At 64.7% G+C, this 21165-nt stretch carries 21 protein-coding genes and 1 tRNA gene; 12 read left to right on the forward strand and 10 right to left on the reverse strand.

The genetic code is table 11. The features are described 5' to 3' along the window. Window positions 1-324: a PilZ domain-containing protein gene (locus BMX37_RS03790; RefSeq protein ID WP_093664079.1), complete on the forward strand. Its 324-nt coding sequence runs from the start codon at window positions 1-3 to the stop codon at window positions 322-324. Here the strand turns inward: BMX37_RS03790 and BMX37_RS03795 are convergent. Next, a tRNA-Ser gene (locus tag BMX37_RS03795) sits at window positions 325-414 on the reverse strand. Window positions 415-575: 161 nt separating this feature from the next. Between BMX37_RS03795 and BMX37_RS03800 the strand changes: the two genes are divergently transcribed. The 8 genes from BMX37_RS03800 (at window position 576) to mazG (ending at window position 8395) form a co-directional block, all read left to right on the forward strand. Next, entirely contained in the window at window positions 576-1556 is a 981-nt protein-coding gene (locus BMX37_RS03800) for a lytic murein transglycosylase (protein ID WP_093664286.1), read from the forward strand. A 128-nt stretch (window positions 1557-1684) separates the two neighbouring features. After that, window positions 1685-2863 carry a D-alanyl-D-alanine carboxypeptidase family protein gene (locus BMX37_RS03805; RefSeq protein ID WP_093664080.1) on the forward strand — a complete coding sequence of 393 codons (1179 nt, stop codon included), beginning with the start codon at window positions 1685-1687 and terminating at the stop codon, window positions 2861-2863. A gap of 13 nt (window positions 2864-2876) precedes the next feature. After that, window positions 2877-3869 (forward strand): AAA family ATPase, encoded by a 993-nt coding sequence (locus BMX37_RS03810; protein ID WP_093664081.1) that lies wholly within the window; start codon window positions 2877-2879, stop codon window positions 3867-3869. 10 nt (window positions 3870-3879) lie between these two features. Beyond that, a complete protein-coding gene (metG, locus tag BMX37_RS03815; RefSeq protein ID WP_093664082.1) occupies window positions 3880-5448 on the forward strand; it encodes a methionine--tRNA ligase in 1569 nt (522 codons plus the stop codon). Further along, a complete protein-coding gene (locus tag BMX37_RS03820; protein WP_093664083.1) occupies window positions 5449-6228 on the forward strand; it encodes a TatD family hydrolase in 780 nt (259 codons plus the stop codon). After that, the gene (locus BMX37_RS03825) at window positions 6225-6989 is read left to right on the forward strand and encodes an MBL fold metallo-hydrolase (RefSeq protein WP_093664084.1); all 765 of its coding nucleotides are present in this window, start codon (window positions 6225-6227) and stop codon (window positions 6987-6989) included. The genes BMX37_RS03820 and BMX37_RS03825 overlap by 4 nt, the downstream gene beginning before the upstream one ends. Window positions 6990-7006: 17 nt before the next feature. Further along, entirely contained in the window at window positions 7007-7585 is a 579-nt protein-coding gene (locus BMX37_RS03830) for a retropepsin-like aspartic protease family protein (protein ID WP_093664287.1), read from the forward strand. Window positions 7586-7636: 51 nt separating this feature from the next. Beyond that, a complete protein-coding gene (gene mazG / locus BMX37_RS03835; protein ID WP_170841816.1) occupies window positions 7637-8395 on the forward strand; it encodes a nucleoside triphosphate pyrophosphohydrolase in 759 nt (252 codons plus the stop codon). Here mazG and hflX read toward each other — a convergent pair. From hflX to dusB, 7 genes are all read right to left on the reverse strand, one after another. Further along, window positions 8386-9678 carry a GTPase HflX gene (gene hflX / locus BMX37_RS03840; RefSeq protein WP_093664085.1) on the reverse strand — a complete coding sequence of 431 codons (1293 nt, stop codon included), beginning with the start codon at window positions 9676-9678 and terminating at the stop codon, window positions 8386-8388. The two genes, mazG and hflX, sit on opposite strands and share 10 nt — an antisense overlap. Then, window positions 9675-10166, reverse strand: coding sequence for an RNA chaperone Hfq (hfq, locus tag BMX37_RS03845; RefSeq protein ID WP_093664086.1), 492 nt, complete (start codon window positions 10164-10166; stop codon window positions 9675-9677). The genes hflX and hfq overlap by 4 nt, the downstream gene beginning before the upstream one ends. A 147-nt stretch (window positions 10167-10313) precedes the next feature. After that, the gene (gene ntrX, locus BMX37_RS03850; RefSeq protein WP_093664087.1) at window positions 10314-11687 is read right to left on the reverse strand and encodes a nitrogen assimilation response regulator NtrX; all 1374 of its coding nucleotides are present in this window, start codon (window positions 11685-11687) and stop codon (window positions 10314-10316) included. Next, window positions 11687-13915, reverse strand: coding sequence for a sensor histidine kinase (locus BMX37_RS03855; protein WP_093664088.1), 2229 nt, complete (start codon window positions 13913-13915; stop codon window positions 11687-11689). Before BMX37_RS03855 ends, ntrX begins: the two co-directional genes overlap by 1 nt. A gap of 56 nt (window positions 13916-13971) precedes the next feature. Further along, window positions 13972-15417 (reverse strand): nitrogen regulation protein NR(I), encoded by a 1446-nt coding sequence (gene ntrC / locus BMX37_RS03860; RefSeq protein WP_093664089.1) that lies wholly within the window; start codon window positions 15415-15417, stop codon window positions 13972-13974. Continuing rightward, a complete protein-coding gene (locus tag BMX37_RS03865; protein WP_093664090.1) occupies window positions 15414-16496 on the reverse strand; it encodes a two-component system sensor histidine kinase NtrB in 1083 nt (360 codons plus the stop codon). The genes ntrC and BMX37_RS03865 overlap by 4 nt, the downstream gene beginning before the upstream one ends. Further along, the gene (dusB, locus tag BMX37_RS03870) at window positions 16465-17463 is read right to left on the reverse strand and encodes a tRNA dihydrouridine synthase DusB (RefSeq protein ID WP_093664091.1); all 999 of its coding nucleotides are present in this window, start codon (window positions 17461-17463) and stop codon (window positions 16465-16467) included. Before dusB ends, BMX37_RS03865 begins: the two co-directional genes overlap by 32 nt. 87 nt (window positions 17464-17550) lie before the next feature. Between dusB and BMX37_RS03875 the strand changes: the two genes are divergently transcribed. Genes BMX37_RS03875 through BMX37_RS03885 form a run of 3 tightly spaced genes read left to right on the forward strand, consistent with a single transcriptional unit; the run spans window position 17551 to window position 19759 of the window. Further along, a complete protein-coding gene (locus tag BMX37_RS03875; RefSeq protein WP_093664092.1) occupies window positions 17551-18708 on the forward strand; it encodes a bifunctional 2-C-methyl-D-erythritol 4-phosphate cytidylyltransferase/2-C-methyl-D-erythritol 2,4-cyclodiphosphate synthase in 1158 nt (385 codons plus the stop codon). Further along, window positions 18705-19238, forward strand: a complete 534-nt coding sequence (locus BMX37_RS03880) for a hypothetical protein (protein ID WP_244501365.1) — start codon at window positions 18705-18707, stop codon at window positions 19236-19238. Before BMX37_RS03875 ends, BMX37_RS03880 begins: the two co-directional genes overlap by 4 nt. Continuing rightward, window positions 19235-19759: a CinA family protein gene (locus tag BMX37_RS03885; RefSeq protein ID WP_093664093.1), complete on the forward strand. Its 525-nt coding sequence runs from the start codon at window positions 19235-19237 to the stop codon at window positions 19757-19759. The genes BMX37_RS03880 and BMX37_RS03885 overlap by 4 nt, the downstream gene beginning before the upstream one ends. On the opposite strand, the gene BMX37_RS03890 is transcribed toward BMX37_RS03885, so the two are convergent. Together BMX37_RS03890 and lipA are read right to left on the reverse strand one after the other, a co-directional pair. After that, complete coding sequence (locus tag BMX37_RS03890; RefSeq protein WP_093664290.1) at window positions 19702-20178, reverse strand: type II toxin-antitoxin system RatA family toxin; 477 nt, start codon at window positions 20176-20178, stop codon at window positions 19702-19704. The two genes, BMX37_RS03885 and BMX37_RS03890, sit on opposite strands and share 58 nt — an antisense overlap. Beyond that, a complete protein-coding gene (gene lipA, locus BMX37_RS03895) occupies window positions 20171-21133 on the reverse strand; it encodes a lipoyl synthase (protein WP_093664094.1) in 963 nt (320 codons plus the stop codon). The genes BMX37_RS03890 and lipA overlap by 8 nt, the downstream gene beginning before the upstream one ends. Between the last annotated feature and the right edge of the window lie 32 nt (window positions 21134-21165).

Consider the following 21165-nt stretch of genomic DNA (forward strand, 5'->3'; position numbering starts at 1 on the left):
ATGCTGGCAGCTGAATTCGAACCTGCTGAGCCTGGCCGGCGCCGCTTTCCGCGTGCGCCGGTCTCGCTGCATGTGGGGATGGACAATAGCGGGCTCGATCGTGCCTTGTGCAAGGTCATCGACCTGTCGGTCCACGGATGTCGGATCCAGACCTATTCCGAGCTGGAGCGCGGCAGCACGATCTGGCTGATGTTCGCCGGCCTGCCGCCATGTGTCGCCGATGTACGCTGGTCGGCCAACTTCATCGCCGGTTGTGAGTTTCGCAAGCTGCTCAGCCAGCGCAGCTTCGACCATCTCATGAAGCTCGACGCCATGGCGCGGTGATGGCGGAGAGGGTGGGATTCGAACCCACGGTGGGCGTAAACCCACGGCGGTTTTCAAGACCGCTGCCTTAAACCACTCGGCCACCTCTCCGACAGCGCACCGATAGTCGCGACCGGGCGGCTCGTGCAAGGGGCAGGACGAGCATGCTTTGCCTGAGCCATTGCCTATGCCAATGTGACGGTATGGATCGGACAAAGGTACTTTTCGGCAGGCTGCGCGCCACCGCGTTTGCGGCACTACTCGCGATGGCCATGTCTTCGCCGGCGAGCGCGCAGGACGAGGACGGCTTTCAACGCTATCTGGTGACGCTTCGGCAGCAGGCCCTGAGCGAAGGCGTGTCCGCCCGGACGGTGGATGCGGTTCTGCCGACGCTGACCCTGAACACGCGCGTAATCGAACTTGATCGTGCGCAGCCCGGCAGCAACGATACCAGCACCTCCTTCTCCCCGTTCGCGCCGTATCGCGAGAAGCATGTCGACGCCGCGCGGATCGGACGTGGTCGCGCCGTCTATGCGCGTCAGCGTCAACGCTTGGCCGGCATCGAGCGTGAGACGGGCGTGCCCGAATCGGTGATGGTCGCGATCTGGGGCCATGAAACCAACTACGGCAGCTACACGGGCAATTTCGATCTGCTGCGCAGCCTCGCCAGTCTGGCGTATGAAGGGCGACGGCGGGCATTGTTCGGCGGCGAGTTCATCGCGGCGCTGAAGATGATCGATCGCGGCGTTCCGCGCGAGCGCCTGAAGGGAAGCTGGGCGGGCGCGACGGGCAATCCGCAATTCCTGCCCTCGATCTACCTCAGGGTCGCGCGTGACGGTGATGGCGACGGTCGCGCCGATATCTGGGGCAGCGAGGCTGATACGCTGGCGTCGATTGGCAACTATTTCGTCGATGCGGGCTGGCGACCGGGACAGCCCTGGGGCGTGGCGGTAACATTGCCGGCGACGTTCGATCGGAGCGGCGCCCGCAACCAACTGATCTCGCCACGCTGCCCGCGCGTCTTTGCCCGGCATACGGGATGGCGGACCATGGCGGAATGGCGTGCCATGGGCGTGACGCCGCAGGGTGGGTCATGGCCGGCGAACGACGTTCAGGCGACTCTGTTCGAGCCCGACGGCCCCGGCGCGACGGCGTATCTGCTGACCAGCAACTACCGCGTCATCCTCGATTATAATTGCTCCAACTTCTACGCGCTGTCCGTCGGATTGCTGGCGGATGCGGTGGCAAGTTGAGCGGTCGGTTCGCACCACACAGCGGCCTTGAACCCGCGTGACCTTGGGCACTGCTGAAGCTATGATGCCTTCCTGAACTCCGCACGGGACCTACACCCGTTCTGCTTTCCCTCACCAACGGACGCTCCATGCAAAAGCTTTTCGCCGCGCCGCTTTCCATCGCCGCTCTGGCCTTTTCGACGCTTGCCATGCCCACCATGGCGGCGGCACCGCAGTTCGAGGGCGCGGCGCCGATCGCCTTCATGCAGGATATGTCGACCGGCGCGGTGCTGTACCAGCGGGATGCCGACCGCCGCATGCCGCCCGCGTCGATGGCGAAGATGATGACCGTCTATGTCGCGTTCGATCTGATCAAGCGGCGTGAGCTGAAGCTGGATCAGCAGTTGAACGTCCGCCCGGAGACGTGGCGTCAATGGCATGGCCCGGCGGCGGGATCGACCATGTTCCTGTCGCCGAACGAGAATGTCAGCGTCGACAATTTGTTGAAGGGCATCGTCACGCTGTCGGGGAACGACGCGTGCGTGGTCTTGGCAGAGGGCGTGTCGGGGACGGAGCAGGCGTTCACGGACCGGATGAACGAGACCGCTCATCGGCTGGGCTTGACCAACAGCCATTTCGGCACCTCGAACGGTTGGCCCGACAATGGCGTCACCTATGTCACCGCCCGCGACCTCGCGACCCTGGCGGCGGCAACGATCCGCGACTTCCCCGATCTGTACAAGCGGTTCTACTCGCTGCCGAACTTCACCTGGGGGAAGACCCTGGGCGCGGGCAACGACATCACGCAGGCCAACCGTGATCCGCTTTTGGGTCGCGTGCAGGGTGCCGATGGCCTGAAGACGGGACACACTGACGAGGCGGGATACGGGTTCACCGGGTCGGCCCAGCAGAATGGTCGGCGGCTGGTGATGGTCGTTGCCGGTCTGACCAGTTTCAATCAACGCATTTCCGAATCCGTCCGTTTCATGGACTGGGGTTTCCGCGCTTGGCAGGCCAAGCCGATCGTGGCGGCCGGCCGCAAGGTCGCCGACGCGGACGTTCAACTCGGATCGTCCAGCACGGTCGGTCTGGTCGCGCCCAAGGCGCTGAGCGTCGCCCTGCCGTCCGGCGCGGTGCCGCAATTGAGCGCGAAGATCGTGTATCAAGGCCCGATCAAGGCACCGATCAAGGCCGGGCAGCATATCGCCGATCTGGTCGTGACATCCCCCGACGTTCCAGAACAGCGACTTGCACTGGTGGCCGACAAGGATGTCGGTGAAGCGGGCTTCTTCGGCCGTGCCTGGGCGGGGCTGACATCCTTCCTGTGATGCGGCTGCGCGCGTGACCAGAATTGTCGGGCACGACGCGGCGGAGGCACAATTGCGCGCCGCCATGGAGAGCGGCGCTCTTCATCACGCATGGTTGCTGGCCGGGCCCGAGGGTGTCGGCAAGGCCAGCTTTGCGCGGCGTGCCGCAACCCTGATGCTCGCCCAGGCGGCGGGGGAGGCAAGGGCGTCCGGCGATGATAGTGCGCAACGGAATCTGCCGACAGCGCGCCTGATGGCGGCCGGCAGCCATCCCGACTTCCGCGAATTGCGACGCCTGCCAAAGGATCCGGACAAGTCCGAGGAACTGGCGCGCAGCATCTCGGTCGCACAGGTTCGCGAGCTGATCGGGCGCATGACGACCAAGCCGACGCTGTCCGCGCGTCGGGTCGTTCTGGTCGACTCCGTCGACGAGCTTGAGGGGGCCGGTGCGCCGAATGCCCTGCTCAAGAGTCTGGAGGAGCCTCCGGCGGGCACGATCTTCCTGTTGGTCAGCCATTCGCCGGGTCGGTTGCTGCCGACCATCCGGTCGCGGTGCCGACTGCTCCGCTTCGGCCTGCTCAGCACACGCGACACCGAGACGGTGATCTCTCAGGTCCTGCCGGACGCGGACGCGGAGGAGCGCGCCGCCCTTGTACGGGCGAGCGAGGGGGCGCCAGGCAGGGGGCTGCACTATGCCGGGCTGGATGTGGCGGCGATCGATCGCGCTCTGTCGCGTATCGCCGAAGAGGGCGACCCGACCAACGGAGATCGGTTGACGCTGGGCCGTGCGCTGTCGGGCAAGAGTGCGCAGGCACGGTACGAAATATTCCTGGATCGCGCCCCGACGCTGATCGCCACAATTGCGCGCGGTCGGGAGGGCGAGGCGTTGCGCCATGCTCTGGACGCCTATGCGGCGGCACGAGATCTGGCGTCCGCTGCACTCCGGCTGACGCTGGACCCGGCCGCGACCGTGTTCGAGATGTCGGGCATCGTCGCGCGTCTGGCGCTCGACGGAGAGCCGGGGTAGGAGGCGGCGCATGGGCGACCCCTTCTACATCACCACCGCCATCCACTATCCCAACGGCAAGCCGCATATCGGCCATGCCTATGAAATGGTCGCGGCGGACGCGATCGCGCGTTTCCAGCGCCAAGCCGGCCGCGATGTGTTGTTCCAGACCGGAACGGACGAACACGGCCTCAAGATGGCGCAGACGGCGCGTGCGCGGGGCGTGGAGACACGTGCCTTCGCGGACGAGATGTCACGTCATTTCCGTGTCATGGCCGATCGTCTTGATATCGGATATGACCGCTTCATCCGCACGGTGGAGGCCGACCATCATCGCGCAAGCCAAGCCATATGGCCGGCGATGTCGGATAGCGGCGACCTGTATCTCGATCGCTACGAAGGTTGGTATTCCGTCCGCGATGAAGCCTTCTACGATGAGGCGGAGCTGGTCGCAGGTGAGAACGGCGAGAAGCTGTCCCCGCAGGGTACGCCCGTCGAATGGACGGCGGAGGAAACCTGGTTCTTTCGCCTGTCGCGCTATCAACAGCCGCTGCTCGACCTGTACGCCGCCCAACCGGACTTCATCCGCCCTGAGAGCCGCCGTAACGAGGTAATGCGGTTCGTCGAGGGCGGCCTGTCGGACCTGTCCGTGTCGCGCACCAGCTTTGACTGGGGCGTTCCGGTTCCGGGCAGCCCCGGTCACGTCATGTATGTGTGGGTCGACGCACTGACCAATTACCTGACCGGTACCGGATATCCGGATCGCGACGCGGACAATGCGCGGTTCTGGCCGGCAGACCTGCATCTGATCGGCAAGGACATCGTCCGGTTCCATGCAGTCTACTGGCCAGCCTTTCTGATGTCGGCTGGTATTCCGCTGCCGAAGAGCGTGTTCGGCCATGGTTTTCTCCTCACGCGCGGCGGAGAAAAGATGTCCAAGTCGCTGGGCAACGTGGTCGATCCGATGGACCTGGCGGACAGTTTCGGCGTCGACGCACTTCGTTATTTCTTCCTACGTGAGGTCAGCTTCGGTCAGGACGGCAGCTATTCGCCAGAAGCGATCGTCGCGCGAGTGAATGCTGAGCTTGCCAATAGTTTCGGCAATCTCGCCCAACGCACGTTGGCCTTTATCGCGAAAAACCTCGACGGTGTCCTGCCATCGGTCGGAACGGCGGATGCAGCCGACGCCATGCTGATCGAGGAGGTTGTGGTTGCGTGCGCCGGCATGAAGTCCGCGTTCGAGGACCTCGCTCTCAGCCAAGGATTGGAGGCGTGGATGCGCGGGGTGTTCGCGTGCAATGCGTATATCGACGCTCAGGCCCCATGGGCGCTGCGCAAGAGCGATCCCGATCGCATGCACGCGGTGCTGCGAACCCTGATCCGCGCCATCCGGATGCTCGCCATCGCCATCGTACCGGTGGTGCCAGGATCGGCCGGCAAGTTGCTCGACCAGCTCAATATTCCCGAGAGTGAGCGGGATCATGCAGCGATCGACGATGACGGCTGGTATGAGCGTCTGGCAGGAAAGAACACCCGCCTTGCTCCGCCAACGCCCGTGTTTCCGCGCTTGGAGCTGCCGCGGGAAGCGGAGGACGCCTGAATGCTGGCCGACAGCCATTGTCACCTCAACTACAAGGGCATGACAGAGGATCAGGCGGCAATCCTGACCCGCGCGCGGGAGCGCGGGGTGACCGCCATGCTGAACATCTCCACGCGCGAGAGCGAGTGGGATGATGTGGTGGCCACGGCCGAGCGGGAGCCGGATGTCTGGGCCAGCATCGGCATCCATCCGCACGAGGCGGACAAACATCCTGGCGTGGACGCAGCGACCCTGATCGAACGCAGTCGCCACCCACGCATAGTGGGCTTGGGTGAAACGGGGCTGGACTATTTCTACGACCATTCCGATCGGGATCGGCAGCGTGCGAGCTTTGTCGCTCATATCGCTGCGGCGCGCGAGACCGGCCTGCCGCTGATCGTCCACACGCGCGATGCCGAAGAGGATACGGCGGCAATTCTCGAAACGGAAATGAAGCAGGGGGCCGTCACCGGCGTGATCCACTGCTTCACCGGGACACGGGCCTTTGCCGGGCGCGCCATGTCGCTCGGCTTTTTCATCTCCATCTCTGGCATCGTGACATTCAAGAACGCGCGCGATCTGCAAGAAACGGCGGCCGTTCTTCCACTCGATCGCCTGTTAGTCGAAACCGATGCGCCTTTCCTCGCACCCGTGCCGCATCGCGGGAAGAGGGGGGAGCCGTCGTTCGTTGCCGACACCGCTGCGTTTCTGGCGCAGTTGCGTGGAGAAGATGTGTCCGTGCTTCAGGACCATACGGCGCGGAACTTCCATAGATTGTTCAACAAAGCGGCCGCTGCGTGAAGCTGCGCATCCTTGGATGTGGGACGTCGTCGGGCGTGCCCAGGATCGGCAACGACTGGGGCGCATGCGACCCGACGGAGCCGCGCAACCGGCGCACCCGCGCATCAATATTGATCGAGCACGAGGGCACGCGCATCCTGGTCGATACCGGTCCTGACATGCGTGAACAGCTGCTGGCCGCAGACATCGCCACTGTGGACGCGATCATCTGGACGCACAGTCACGCCGATCACATCAACGGCATCGACGACGTGCGTCAGATCTTCCACGCCTTGGGGCGTCCCGTACCGGCCTATGCACGGCCCGACACGTTGGACATGCTTCACCGGCAGTTCGAATATGTCTTCAAGGGGAAGGGCGGCTACCCGCCCACGATCGACGCGGCGTTATTGCCCGATCGGCTGGAAGTCGGCGGGGTCACCGTTCGCGTGGTGGAGCAGCCCCATGGTCACATCGTCTCTGCCGGCCTTCGATTTGAGGCAGGTGGTTGCGCAATCGGCTATGCGACCGACTTTCATGATCTGACACCGCCGATGGCAGACTTGTATTCCGGCCTGGATGTCTGGGTCGTCGACGCGTTGCGCGAAAAGCCGCATCCATCGCACCCGACGCTTTCCGCCGTTCTGGGCTGGGTGGAGACATTGCGCCCGAGCTGCGCGCTTCTCGTCCATATGGACCAATCCATGGACTATAGACACTTGCGTGGCATACTTCCAACGAACGTTGCGCCAGGGTACGACGGAATGGAAGTCCAGCTGTGACGCAAACGGGTCAGGTCATGTGGCTTGGCATCCTCATATTGCTACCACTGTCAGCTCTTCTCGCCAGGCGGGTGCCGATCTTGCGCATCGTCGTGAACCTCGCAGCCTGGGGTGCGATCCTGCTCGTCGGAACGATCGTATGGTCACAGCGCGACACGCTTTCGCCGGTGTTGTCGCGGGCCGCTCGCATTCTCAAGCTGGACAATCAAAGTGTGGTCGGCACGCGAACTCACATCCGCATGAGCAGCGACGGTCATTTCTGGGCCGAAGTGCGCATCGACCATGTTCAACGCCGCATGCTCGTGGACAGCGGCGCCACCGTTACGGCACTGTCCGTTCAGACGGCGCGGGCGTTGAGCCTGGATCAGCGCAGGTCGGTCATTCCCGTCATGATCAGGACGGCGAACGGGATCGTGAAAGCCGATACGGCAGAGGTCCCGCGACTTCAGCTTGGCAGCATCATTGTCCGCAAGCTGCCGGTGGTCGTTTCACCCGCATTCGGCGACACGGACGTGCTAGGCATGAACTTCCTGTCGCAATTGCAGAGCTGGCGGGTTGAGGGAGACGTCTTGATCCTCGTCCCGCACGCTCAATGAGTTTCACATAATGCTGATTATCGTATTGGCTATTTTGCTGAGGTATGTGGCGTGATCGATCGACTGACCGACATCATGATCCGGTTGCGCGGACCGGATGGCTGTGCGTGGGACCGTGCGCAGGACTGGTCCTCGATCGCACCTTACACGATCGAGGAGGCTTACGAGGTTGCCGATGCGATCGCGCGCGATAACCCCGACGACCTGAAGGAGGAACTCGGCGACCTCCTCCTGCAAGTGGTGTTCCACAGCCGGATCGCGGAGGAACGTGGCGCCTTCGATATGGCCGCCGTGATCGGTGCCATTTGCGACAAGCTCGAACATCGGCATCCGCACATCTTTGGTACCGCTGACGCGCCTGTATCTTGGGAAGCGATCAAGGCCGAGGAACGGGGTCAGCGCGGCGACCCAAGCGCGCTGGCTGGTGTGGCTCTTGGCCTTCCGGAACTGTTGCGGGCGGAAAAGCTGCAAAAGCGTGCTGCGCGTACCGGCTTCGACTGGCCCGATCCCGACGGCGCGCGCGACAAGATCCTTGAGGAACTATCGGAGGTTCAGGAAGCCGATGTGCAGGATCGGGAGGATGAGATCGGCGACCTGTTGTTCTCGGTGGTCAACTACGCCCGACATTTGGGCGTGGACGCGGAAGCAGCGCTGCGCCGGGCCAACGGCAAGTTCGAGCGTCGCTTTCGCCACATGGAGACGGCGGCGGCCGGCGGGTTCGCCTCGCTCGATCTGGACAACAAAGAACTGCTCTGGAAGGCGGCTAAGCTTTACGAGAGCAAGGGCGCTGCGCCCGACGATCAACCCTGACGCGTCAGGAACCTCTCGTAATCACGCGGTGCGAGACGAACCTCGATGACCACTTCGTCCTCTGTCGTAGTGCTTCCGATCACGTCGCCATGCGCGTGGAGCCACGCCTGCGCTGCGCCGTCGGCTATCGCGAGAGGTACGACGTAGCGGCGGTGCCCGCTGGTCAGCCGGTCGGCTACAGCGGATCGTAGCTGGTCGAGGCCCTCTCCTGTCATTGCAGAAATGGGCCAGATATCTTCCCGGATGGCGGCCTCCCCTTCTCTTTCGATGCGGGTTTCGGGATCGAGCAGATCGATCTTGTTCCACGCCTCGATGTGGGGGGTGAGGTCCGATACACCGATCTCGGTCAACACCGCCTCGACGTCTTCGCGTTGAGCCTCGCTGTCCGGATGCGCGATGTCGCGGACGTGGATCAACAGGTCGGCCGCCACGACCTCCTCCAGCGTCGCCTTGAACGCCGCAACGAGTTGGGTCGGCAGTTCGGACACAAAGCCGACGGTGTCGGACAGGATCGCCTTGTCCAGTCCCGGCAACGATATCTGCCGCAAGGTGGGGTCCAGCGTCGCGAACAGCAGGTCTTCCGCCATGACGTCAGAGCCGGTCATGCGGTTGAAAAGGGTCGACTTTCCGGCATTGGTATAGCCCACCAGCGCGATGACCGGCCAAGGCGCGCGCTGACGGCGATCACGATGCAGCCCACGGGTGCGGCTGACCTGATCCAGTTCCCTGCGCAGACGTGCCATCCGATCACGGATCAGGCGACGGTCTGCCTCGATCTGTGTTTCGCCCGGGCCACCGAGAAAGCCGAAGCCGCCCCTTTGCCGTTCGAGATGAGTCCAACTTCTGACCAAGCGTCCGGCCTGATAATCCAGATGGGCAAGTTCCACCTGGAGCCGCCCCTCCGCAGTGGCCGCGCGTTCACCGAAAATCTCCAGGATCAACCCGGTGCGGTCGATTACCTTCGCCTCCAGCGCCGTCTCAAGGTTGCGCTGCTGAACGGGGGTCAGACTGGCGTCGAAAACGACCAATCCTGCCTCTTCCATGCGGACCTGTGCGGCCAGCTGCTCGACCTGGCCGCTTCCAATTAGGGTCGCAGGCCGAGGCTGTCGCACGCGAAGTGCGACCTTCTCGGCGACGACAAGCCCGATCGCGGCGGCGAGGCCAGCCGTTTCATCCAGTCTCGCCTCGGCATCGCGGCTCGCGCCGCCCATGTCGGGAAGGACGACGACTGCGCGGGCACCACGCGCGAACTCGCCCCGGTCACGTTCGAAGCCGGTGCTCAATCCTCGTCCGAACCGCTTGTTTCTTCGGCCAGATTCAGCGCATGCGCCGGCTGGATCGTAGACACGGCATGCTTGTAGACGAGCTGCACCAGCCCCTCGCGTTGCAGCAGCATGCAAAACAGGTCGAACCCGGCAATTGCGCCCTGCAGCATCACGCCATTGACCAGGAACATGGTGACGCTGTCACCCGAGCGCTTCACGGCGTTCAGGAAAATGTCCTGAAGCAGCGGCTGCTTGCGTGAGCCCTCTTGGCCACCCTCGACCATCCCGGTCAGGTCCATATGGCCCGTCGGCATGATGGTGGAGATCGCATGCTTGTAGATCAGTTGCGACTGCCCATCGCGGCGCAGCAGCACCGAGAAATTGTCGAACCACGTCACGATGCCCTGCAACTTCACACCCTTGACCAGAAACATGGTCACAGGCGTCTTGGTACGGCGAAGGCTGTTGAGAAATAGGTCCTGCAGAGAACCCTGCTTTTCGGCCATGGACTTTCAGTCCCCTTATCTTGGCGGAAGTCATGGCTCCGCGTCGTGCGCCGTTTCCCGGCGTCGGATGCCGGTCCGTTGACCGGCAAGGCGAATGTATGGTGCCCGGCCGCCCACGTCCATAGCAGCGGCCGAGACTTGCACGGTTCAGCTGTCGTCGCGCGAGTCTGTGATCCCCAGCAGCTTCAGCTTCCGATGCAATGCCGAACGCTCCATGCCGATGAAGCTGGCGGTGCGCGATATGTTGCCGGAGAAGCGACGGATCTGCACCCGCAAATACTCACGCTCGAACGACTCCCGCGCCTCACGCAGCGGAGCGCCCATGATCGCGCTACCCCCGCCCCCCTCGCCTCCGTCGCCCCGCACTTCGGCGGGCAGAAGGTCGAGTTCGATGCAGCCGATCCGATCGCCCGGCGCCATGATGACCGTCCGCTCCACCACGTTGCGCAATTGCCGGACGTTGCCGGGCCAGTCGTAGGATTGCAACGCGACCATCGCGTCGGCGGCGACTTCCGGTGTCGGAACCCGGCGCTCGCCCGCATAATGCGCGACGAAATGCTGGATCAACGATGGGATGTCCTCGCGACGGTCCGCCAGGGGCGGCAGCGTCACCGGTACGACGTTCAGCCGGTAATACAGGTCCTCGCGGAACCGTCCCTCCGCGATGGCGGCCGTCAGGTCGCGCGCCGTTGCCGACACGACGCGGACGTCGACCTTGACCAGCCGAGTGCCACCGACGCGCGTAAAGCTTTGATCGGTCAGCACCCGCAGGATACGCGCCTGGGTTGCGACCGGCATATCCGCGATCTCGTCGAGGAACAGCGTGCCGCCATGCGCCTGTTCGAGCAGACCGGGCCGCACCAGATCGCCGCCCTCCTCCACACCGAACAGTTCCTCGTCGACACGCTCCGGCGTCATGCGCGCTGCGCTGACGACGACGAACGGCGCGTCCGCACGCTGGCTCCAGCCATGCAGTAGGCGCGCGGCCACCTCCTTGCCGACCCCTGCCCCCCCCATGATCAGAACGCGGCTTCCGGTGCCTGCCACCCGCTTCAACGTCGCACGGATGCCGTTGATGGCAGTGGAACTGCCGGTCAGGTCGGTTTCACGACCAGCGAATGCACGCAAGGACGCAACCTCACGCCGCAGACGCTCCGTCTCCGTGGCACGCGCGACCATGTGGAGAAGCCGCTCGGCCTCGAAAGGCTTCTCGATGAAGTCCGCTGCGCCCCGCCGGATCGCCGCTACCGCGGTGTCGATGTTGCCATGCCCCGATATGACCAGCACCGGGATCGACGGATCACGCCGCTTGATCTCGTCCAAGAGGTCGAGGCCGTCCAGCTTAGATCCTTGAAGCCAGACATCGAGCAGCACCAGAGAGGGCCTGCGGGCGGCAATCGCGTCGAGTGCTGCATCGCTGTTCGCGGCGCTTCGGGTGTCGTACCCTTCGTCTTCCAGAACGCCGGCGACCAGTTCGCGAATGTCCAGCTCGTCGTCAACGACGAGGATGTCGAGCGCCATCAGCCAATATTCCTTTGTGCAAAAGCGCCGGCCAGCTGCGCGACGGATCGCGGTGCGGCGTTCTGTTCGGTGTTCCCGTCATCATGCTGGGCCAGCGCGTCGGCATCGAAGCTCAACGTCACGCGCGTCCCCCCGCCGGGACGATCCGAAAACTCCAATGTTCCATGATGTTCCTCGACGATTTTCTTGACGATGGCCAGGCCCAGTCCGGTGCCCCGTGCGCGCGTCGTCATGTACGGCTCGACAATGCGCTCGCGCTCGGCAGGCAGGCCGACCCCACTGTCCTCAACGACAATCCTGACGGTCGAACCGCCAGTCACGGCCACACGGACTTCGCCGCCTTCTTCGCCCTTGGTCTCGATGGCTTCCACCGCATTCTTGACCAGATTGGTCATGGCCTGCCCCATCTGGCGTCTGTCACATACCAGTGTCGGCCCCGGCTCATCGGTATCGATAACGAACCGCACACCCGGATGAGCCACCTCATGCAGGAACATCGCCTGGCGGACTGTATCCAGAACCGGCTCGGCCTTGAACACCGGCTTCGGCATACGGGCGAAGGATGAGAACTCGTCGACCATGCGCCGCAAGTCGCCGACCTGGCGGATGATGGTTTCGGTCAGCCGCGCAAATATCGTGTCGTCAGCGTCGACCTTGCCGCCATAGCGACGTTGCAGCCGTTCGGCGGCGAGCTGGATCGGCGTCAGCGGGTTCTTGATCTCATGCGCGATGCGGCGTGCCACGTCGGCCCATGCCGCCCGACGCTGATCCTGCTGCTGCTGGGTGATATCGTCGAAGGTCAGGATGGGACCCGCCTCGGTACGGGCGACGCGAACGGCCAGCGTGCGGTCGCCCGCAGCGACGATCGCCTCCCGCTCCCCTTCCACGACCATTGTGTCGAGTTCGGCCGATACTTCGCCCAGCGGACGTCCGACCAACGCATTGCCGCCGCCGATCAGCCGGCCGGCCGACGCGTTCGCGATGCGGATGGTGCGGTCTTCGGCAGTGGCCACCACCCCGGCCGACACACCTGCCATCACCGCCTCGATCAACGCGCGGCGGCTGTCCAACTGGTCGTTCGCGGAGACAAGCGCCGTGTTCTGCTCACGCAGGCGTCCCGTCATCTGGTTGAAGGCGCTGGCGAGGGTGCCGACCTCGTCCCGCGTCTTGGGCGCGGACACGCTGGCGGACAGATCGCCAGCTGCCACCCGCCTGGCCGCATCCACCAACTCGCCCACCGGCCTGACCAGACGATCCGCCAGGCCGAGCGCGATCCACACCACCACGCCGATAATCAACAGCGACATTATCAACAGGGCAGCGTTGAACAGCAACTGAACCGAACGAGATTGGCGCTGAAGAGCGTGGTAATCGTCTATAACGGACTGCGCGCGGTTCATGCGCGCCGTCATCTGCTGCGCCCCATATCGGCGCGACGAGTAGACGTAATAGTCCGTGCCGGGAACCAAAGCGATCGACTGGATGCGTTCGTTGGTCGTACTCGCCACACTGGGACGAACGTCGGTCAGCTTGCGCACGACTTTGGTATCGATGTCGCCGCTCAGGTCGCGCGCGTATGGATTGATCAGGACGTCGGTCCTGATCTCCCCATCGGACGCCAGGTGGAACAACACCGCTTCCGACAGGCTACGCTGATAAATGTCCTGCAGGAAGATCGAGATGAACTTTGGGTTGTCAGGATCCCAACGCTGCTGGGTCAGCCACTGGGACACGTCGGTTGCTAGCGCGACATTTTCCTTGTCCACGCCACTTAACATCTGCTGGTAAGACTCGCGCGCAAGTGACTGCGCATTCTCGAGCATGCCGCGTGCGCGATCCGAGTACCAAAACTCCACGCCATATTGGAAGAGAAGCGATGCGCAGATCGTCACCAGGATCAGCGGAACCGCGGCCACCGCCGAAAACAGTGCAACCAGCCGGACGTGCAGCTGACCGTTGCCACCCACCGGCGATAGACGAGCGCGCCGCCGTGCTACCCGCCGCCCCAGCAGCATGATGAGCACCATCGCAGGCACAAGGTTTGCAACGAGCAGCAGCGCGACCAGCGGGGGTGTCAGCAGCCCCGGCGCGTGATTGCCCGCGATCAGGCGATAGCTTCCGAAAGCGACGACCGCTGCGCCGGCCAGCACCGCCAGTTCCAGTGCTGGCGTGACGGACAGCCGCGCGGGCGGCAGGTCCTCCGGTTCTGGCGTCGCAACCGCGATCATTCACGCGCTGTTACGCTATTAGATGTTGCAAGGAAACCACATAGTGGTCCGGCCCATCACTCGCCTCTTACGGTGAGATCGGCACGTGACGACTGGTCCGGATCGATGTCCAGCGTGTCCAGACGCTTGCGAAGCGTGTTGCGATTGATGCCAAGCGCCCGTGCGGTGCGCAGCTGATTGCCACCGTAGCGCGAAAGCATCGCCTCGATAAGCGGCCGCTCGACGGCGGCGATGACGCGCTCGTACAGGCTGCCATCCTCCAGCGCCGTTGGTTCGGCCTGTTCGATGCGGTCCACCAGGGCGGCTATCGCGTCGGCGATGCCCGGCTCTGCAATGATGGCCGTATCGGTCGTCGACACAGCGAGCATGGGGCGGACCGACTCCGCGCCGATAACCTCGTCGCGCGCCAGAACGGCGAGCCGGCGCATGAGGTTCTCCAATTCGCGCACGTTCCCGGGCCATCCATGCCCCTCGAGCAGCCGCAGAGCGGAGTGATCCAGCCGTCGATGCGGCAACCCTTCCACCGCTGCATGGTCCAGAAAATGCCGGGCAAGCAGCGGAATATCGCGCCGACGTTCGCGGAGCGCAGGCAAGGTCACGGGCACGACGTTCAGGCGGTAGAACAAATCCTCGCGAAACCTGCCCTCCGCCACGTCTCGCGACAGATCGCGGTTGGTCGCCGCGACGATCCGGACGTCGCTCCTGATGGTACCCGAACCGCCGACGCGGCTGAACTCTCCGGATTGCAGAACCCGCAGCAGGCGCGTCTGCGCCTCGCGGGGCATGTCGCCGATTTCGTCCAGGAACAGCGTTCCGCCGGCAGCCTGTTCGAACCGGCCCGCACTCCGCTGCGCCGCGCCGGTGAAGGCACCGCGCTCGTGGCCGAACAGTTCCGCCTCGACCAGTTCGCGGGGGATGGCCGCCATGTTGATCGCGACGAAGGGCGCACCGCGTCGATGGCCGAGATCGTGGATGGCCCGCGCCACAAGCTCCTTGCCCGTGCCCGACTCTCCCGAGATCAGCACGGTCAGGTCATTTGAGACCACCCGCGCGATCACGCGATACACCTCCTGCATGGCCGGCGACCGGCCGATCAGGGGCAGCGCCTCTTCCTCCAACGGCGGAGACGGATCGCACAACCCGGCACGTGCGACCGCGCCGTCCACCGCCCTGACCAGATCGTCCAGGTCGAAGGGCTTGGGCAGATACTCGTAAACGCCCGCACCAGCCGCTCGCACTGCGGTGGTCAGCGTGTTCTGCGCCGACAGGATGATGACGGGCAAGCGCGGAAAGCGGGCGGCGATGCTGGCCAGATGATCGATGCCGTCGCCGTCGGGCAGGCGGACGTCGCTTACCAGCACGTCGGGCGCGCCGCGCGACAACACCCGCTCCAGCGCGGCGATCGTCTCGACCGGCTCGACAGCATGGCCGACGCGGCGCAGCGCCTGGGAGACGACGGTGCGGATAGCGCCGTCGTCCTCAACCACCACCACCCGACTCATGACGCTTCCCGTGGCAGGAGGATACGGAACACGGTCATCGTCGGCGTTCCTTCGCGCGCATATTGCACCATGCCGCCCATGTCGCGGACCAGCTTGTCGACCAAGGCAAGGCCAAGCCCCTGCCCCTCCTGCCGACCCGATACGAAGGGGTCGAAGAGATGATCGGCGATGTCGGACGCCGCGCCGGGCCCGTTATCCATCACGCAGATCTCGATGGGCGTGGCCGTCCTGGGACGGTCGGGCCCGGCACTGACCAGCATGCCATGCCGGTAAGCAGTGGTAAGGATCAGCCGGGGTTCACGCGTCCAAGTTACCGCCTCACGCGCGTTCTTCAGAAGGTTTATGAGGATTTGCAGCAGGGCGTCCTTGTGGATCATGGCGCGCGGCAGGGAGGGGTCGAACCGTTCCTCGATGGGGATGCCCCTCGCAAACCCTGCAAGGGCAAGATTGCGGGCATGATCGAGCAACGGGTAGATATTGTGCGGCGACAGCGGCCGTATGCGCGTATCGCCGAATTCCTGCATCCGATCGATCAGCGCGGCGATGCGATCGACCTCCACCGTAATAAGGTTGGTCAGCTCGCCCGGTCCGATCAATTGCGCCGCGCCGCGAATGCCCGACAGGGGATTCTTGATCTCATGCGCCAGCATCGCCGCAGCACCCACCGCAGAGCGGGCGGCGGCCGCGCGGTCGGCCGCATGGCTCAGGCGTCGCGTCGACGCTGCGGCATGCAGGGCGATGGTACGCCAGCCGGGATGATCGGCGATCATCGTTTCCACGAAGTCCACCCTGATCCGCCCACCACGGGCGGTCTGGATGTCGACGTCATAGGTTGCGAAGCCGTGGCCGTCCTTAGCGCGTTCCCCGGGCGGTGGCAGGATAGCACTGAGCGGCTGGTCGCGCATCAGACGCTCCGACAGGTTGAGCATCTGTTCGGCAAGAGAGTTCGCGTGCGCGATACGATCGTCCGGATCGACCACGATCACCGCCACGGGCAGCGCCGCGAACAGGTCGGCAAAGCCGGGTCGCCCGCGCCGGGCGGACCCGTCAGGCGGCGGCGCTATGCCGGCCGGGTGCATAGAAGTCCGCAAGCATGGCGAGCACACGCTGATGATCGGGCTCCTGGTTCACCGCGTTCCGGAACTCCGCCGATCCGGGCAGGCCTTTGGTGTACCAGCCGATGTGCTTGCGAGCCATGTTGACGCCGGTGAACGTGCCGTAATGCGACAGCATCGCGTCGTAATGCTCTACGATCACGCGATATTGTTCATCGAGATCGGGCTCCGGCCCGACCGTGCCGGTTGTCAGATGGTCCATCACCTGCCGCAGCAGCCATGGCCGGCCATAAGCGCCACGACCGATCATCACGCCGTCCGCGCCCGATTGTTCCAGCGCGGCGACCGCGTCCTCGGTTGAGCAGATATCACCGTTCGCGATCACCGGGACGGTCACCGCGTCCTTCACCTGCCGGATGAATGCCCAATCGGCCTGACCCTTGTACATCTGGTTCCGGGTACGGCCATGAACGGTGATCATCCGCACACCCAGATCCTCGGCGATGCGCGCGAGATCGGGCGCGTTCAGACTGTCGTGGCACCAGCCCATCCGCATCTTCAACGTCACAGGCACGGATATCGCCTTGACGGTCGCCGCGATGATCTCCGCCGCCAGCTTCAGGTCGCGCATCAGGGCGGAGCCGGCATCGCCATTGGTGACCTTGCGGACCGGACACCCCATATTGATGTCGATGATCGCGGCACCCCTATCCTCGTTCAGCTTGGCCGCCTCCCCCATCTCGTACGGGGTGCAGCCGACAAGCTGCATCGACACCGGCTCCTCGACGGGATCCCAGGCGGCCTTCTGGATCGACTGGCGGGTCTCGCGGATCGCGGCCTGGCTCGCGATCATCTCCGTGACGTTGAGCCCGGACCCATACCGGCGGACAAGCGTACGGAACGGCCTGTCAGTCACGCCGGTCATCGGCGCGAGAATGACGGGGACGTCGATCCGCACGGGACCGATCTGGATGGGAGATAGACGCTGCATGATGCTCAAAAAACAGGCAGTCTGTACCCGCTTCGACTTGCGTCGGCAAGGCTGGCGGGCGGGGCAGCGACACGGTAGCTGCGACAGATGACCACCCTTCGTCATGTCGTCGCACTTCTTGTCGCCGGTGGCCGCGGGAACCGGTTCGGTGGGCAGGTGGCAAAACAGTTCTTGCCGCTCGCCGGCCGTCCGCTCCTCGCCCATGCCTATGCCGCGCTGAGCGAGCATCCGAGCATCGACCGGGTCGTGGTGGTCATCGCTCCGGATCAGGCGGACAGGTTGGTGGCGGCCGTCGGCGACGTAGAGTGGACCGCCGGCGGCAAGACCCGTCGCGAGTCCGTCGCCAACGGCCTGGCCCTGGCCGAGACCATGGGAGCGACCCATGTGCTGGTCCACGACGCCGCACGCCCGCTGCTGCCGTCTGCGGTCATAGACCGACTGATAGGGGCAATGGACGGCCACGAGGCCGCGACCCCGGTGCTGCCGGTCGCGGACACGCTCGCGCTGGCTCAGCACGACCTGCTCGGCCCTGTAGTGCCGCGCGACGGCCTTATGCGGATACAAACCCCGCAGGCGTTCGCGGTGCCTACCCTGCGCGCGGCGCACGACGCTTGGCCTGTCGATGAGGACGCGACCGACGACGCGCAAATGGTCAGACGGCTTGGCGTGGCGGTCGCGCTGGTGCAGGGCGATGCCATGCTGGAAAAGGTCACCCACCCCGAAGATCTCGCCATGGCCGAACGGCGCCTGGAGGTTGAGTTCCGTACCGCTACGGGTTTCGACGTTCACCGGCTGGAGGCGGGCGAAGAGCTTTGGTTGGGGGGCGTGCGTATCCCGCACGATCGCGGCCTGTCGGGGCATAGCGATGCCGATGTCGCACTGCACGCATTGACCGATGCGGTCCTTGGCACGATCGCGGCCGGCGATATCGGCACCCACTTCCCACCCAGCGATCCGCAATGGCGTGGTGCCGAGTCCGGTCAGTTCCTGCGCCATGCCGCATCGCTGGTCGCGGCGAAGGGCGGCCGGATCACCTTTGTCGACCTGACGATCCTGTGCGAGGCGCCGAAGATCGGCCCGCATCGCGCGGCGATGGTGACGCGTATCGCGAAACTGCTCGACCTGACCCCCGATCGCGTCAGCATCAAGGCGACCACCACGGAGCGCCTGGGCTTCACCGGGCGCGAGGAGGGTATCGCCGCCCAGGCGGCCGCCACCGTCCGCTTTTCGGGCACGGAGGCATGATGATCGGCAGGAGCGTCGTCGCCCTGGCGACAGCCGCGGCGTTGCTGATGCCGTCGGTCGCCAGCGGCGCCTGCCTGAACGCGCCCGAGGCGGAAAGCATCACCCTGGTCGCGTTGCCGGAAATCCTGCGCCAGACCGGCGTCGTGTGCGCCGGCCGGCTGCCCGCCTCCAGCCTGTTGCGGCAGGGCGATGGGCCGTTCCTGGCCAAATATGATGCCGCCGCCGATCGCGCCTGGCCAAAGGCGCGCGGTGCGATCGTGAAGCTGAGCAATCCAGCTGCCGACGTTCTGCTGGGATCGGAATATGCGCGGCCGCTGTTGACGTCCTTGCTGGTGCCGCTGCTCGTCGGGCGGATCGCACAAGCGGATTGCGGCGTGCTGGATACGCTGGTCACACAACTCGCGCCCCTGCCGCCGACGAACACGGCCGGCGTCGTGGTAACGGCGTTGCGCTACTTCAACGCGGAAAAGGCGAAGGGCAAGCCGATCGACGTGCCCGACCTGCCGCTTTGCCCGGAGAACGCACGATGAGCGCGGACACGGTTCTTCCCGACGATCTGGTCGACGCGGCGCAGCGCGCGATCGACGCCAACCGCCGCGCCGGCCGCCGGGTCGCCGTGGCGGAGAGTTGCACGGGCGGTCTGGTTTCCGCCGCCCTGACGGAGATCGCCGGATCGTCGGACGTGTTCGAGGCGGGCTACGTCACCTACTCAAACGATGCGAAGAATGCGGTGCTGAAGGTCAGCGACGACGTGCTGGAAACATTCGGCGCTGTGTCGGTCGCGACCGCCTGGGCCATGGCACAGGGTGCGCTGGTGCAAAGCGGTGCGGATGTCGCGGTCGCGATCACGGGGGTCGCCGGACCTGGCGGCGGCTCCGCGAAGAAGCCGGTGGGCACCGTCGTGTTCGCCCGCGCCGTCCGCGGGGCGGACCTGGCCGACGTGTATTCCGACGCGAAGTTGTTCGAGAATACCGGTCGCGGCGGGATCAGGCTTCAGGCGGCACTGTGCGCGCTGGAACTGTTGCTCCCTGAAGAGGTGCCAGAGCCGTAAAGCACGGCGGCACGGGCTTCGAACGCACCGATCATCTTGCGCAGGGCGGTGCCGAACACCTGCCCCGCCAACGCCTCGAACACCCGGTTCTTGAACGCGAAGTCGACTGCGAAATCGACCGCACATCCACCCGGCTCATCGCGAAACGTCCAATCGTTGCGCAGGTATTTCAGCGGCCCGTCGATATATTCGACATGGAGCCGGTCCGGCGCATGCTTTTCGACGCGAGAACTAAACGTCTCCCGCAACCCTTTGAACCCGACGATCATATCGGCCAGCGTCTCGTCCGCCTCATCCTTGCGGACTCGCATCGCCGACACCCACGGCAGGAACTCGGGATAGCGGCGAACGTCCGCGACCAGATCGAACATCTGTGCGGCGGTGTAGGGCAGATGCCGCGTTTCCGCGTGCTTAGGCAACGACCCGCTCTCCCGCACCACCCTTCGCCACCGTACCCAGCTTCGCCTCGCGTGCGGCGCGCAGCCGGGCGAAGTCGTCGCCCGCATGATAGCTGGAGCGGGTCAGCGGCGAACTGGCCACCAGCAGGAACCCCTTCGCGCGGGCGATTCCGGCATAGGCGTTGAACGCCTTTGGCGTCACGAACTCCGCCACCTTGGCATGGCGGGGCGTCGGCTGAAGGTACTGGCCCATGGTCAGGAAGTCGATGTCGGCAGAACGCATGTCGTCCATCACCTGATGGGCCTCCAGCCGTTCCTCACCCAGTCCGAGCATGATACCCGACTTGGTGAAGATCGTTGGATCATGACGCTTCACCGACTCCAGCAGGCGGAGCGATGCGTAATAGCGCGCACCGGGACGGATCGTCGGATACAGCCTCGGCACCGTTTCCAGATTGTGGTTGTACACGTCCGGCCGTGCCTCGACGATCGACTCGACGGCCGACTGCACCTTGTTGCGGAAATCGGGGGTCAGAATCTCGATCGTCGTGTCCGGGGTCGTACGCCGGAGCGCCTGGATGACCTTCACGAACTGCGACGCACCACCGTCGGGCAGGTCGTCGCGATCGACGGACGTCACCACGATGTGCTGCAAGCCCATCTGCGCGGCGGCATCCGCCACGTTCTGCGGCTCCATCGCATCGACCGCGCGAGGCATGCCGGTCTTGACGTTGCAAAACGCACAGGCGCGGGTGCAGGTGTCGCCAAGGATCATGACCGTGGCGTGCTTCTTCGACCAGCATTCGCCGATGTTCGGGCACGCCGCCTCTTCGCACACCGTTGTCAGGCTCTTGGACCGCATCAGCTCACGCGTGTTGGCGAAGCCGGCGGAGGTCGGCGCCTTGACCCGAATCCAGTCGGGCTTGCGAACGCGGGCGGTCGGCTGTGGAGCCGAAAGCGGGGTCATGTCGTTCATGCCGGGCAGATAGCGGCTGGAACGCCCGGAAA

The sequence above is a fragment of the Sphingomonas gellani genome (genome assembly GCF_900110035.1).
In the GTDB taxonomy this organism is placed as follows: Bacteria; Pseudomonadota; Alphaproteobacteria; order Sphingomonadales; family Sphingomonadaceae; genus Sphingomonas; species Sphingomonas gellani.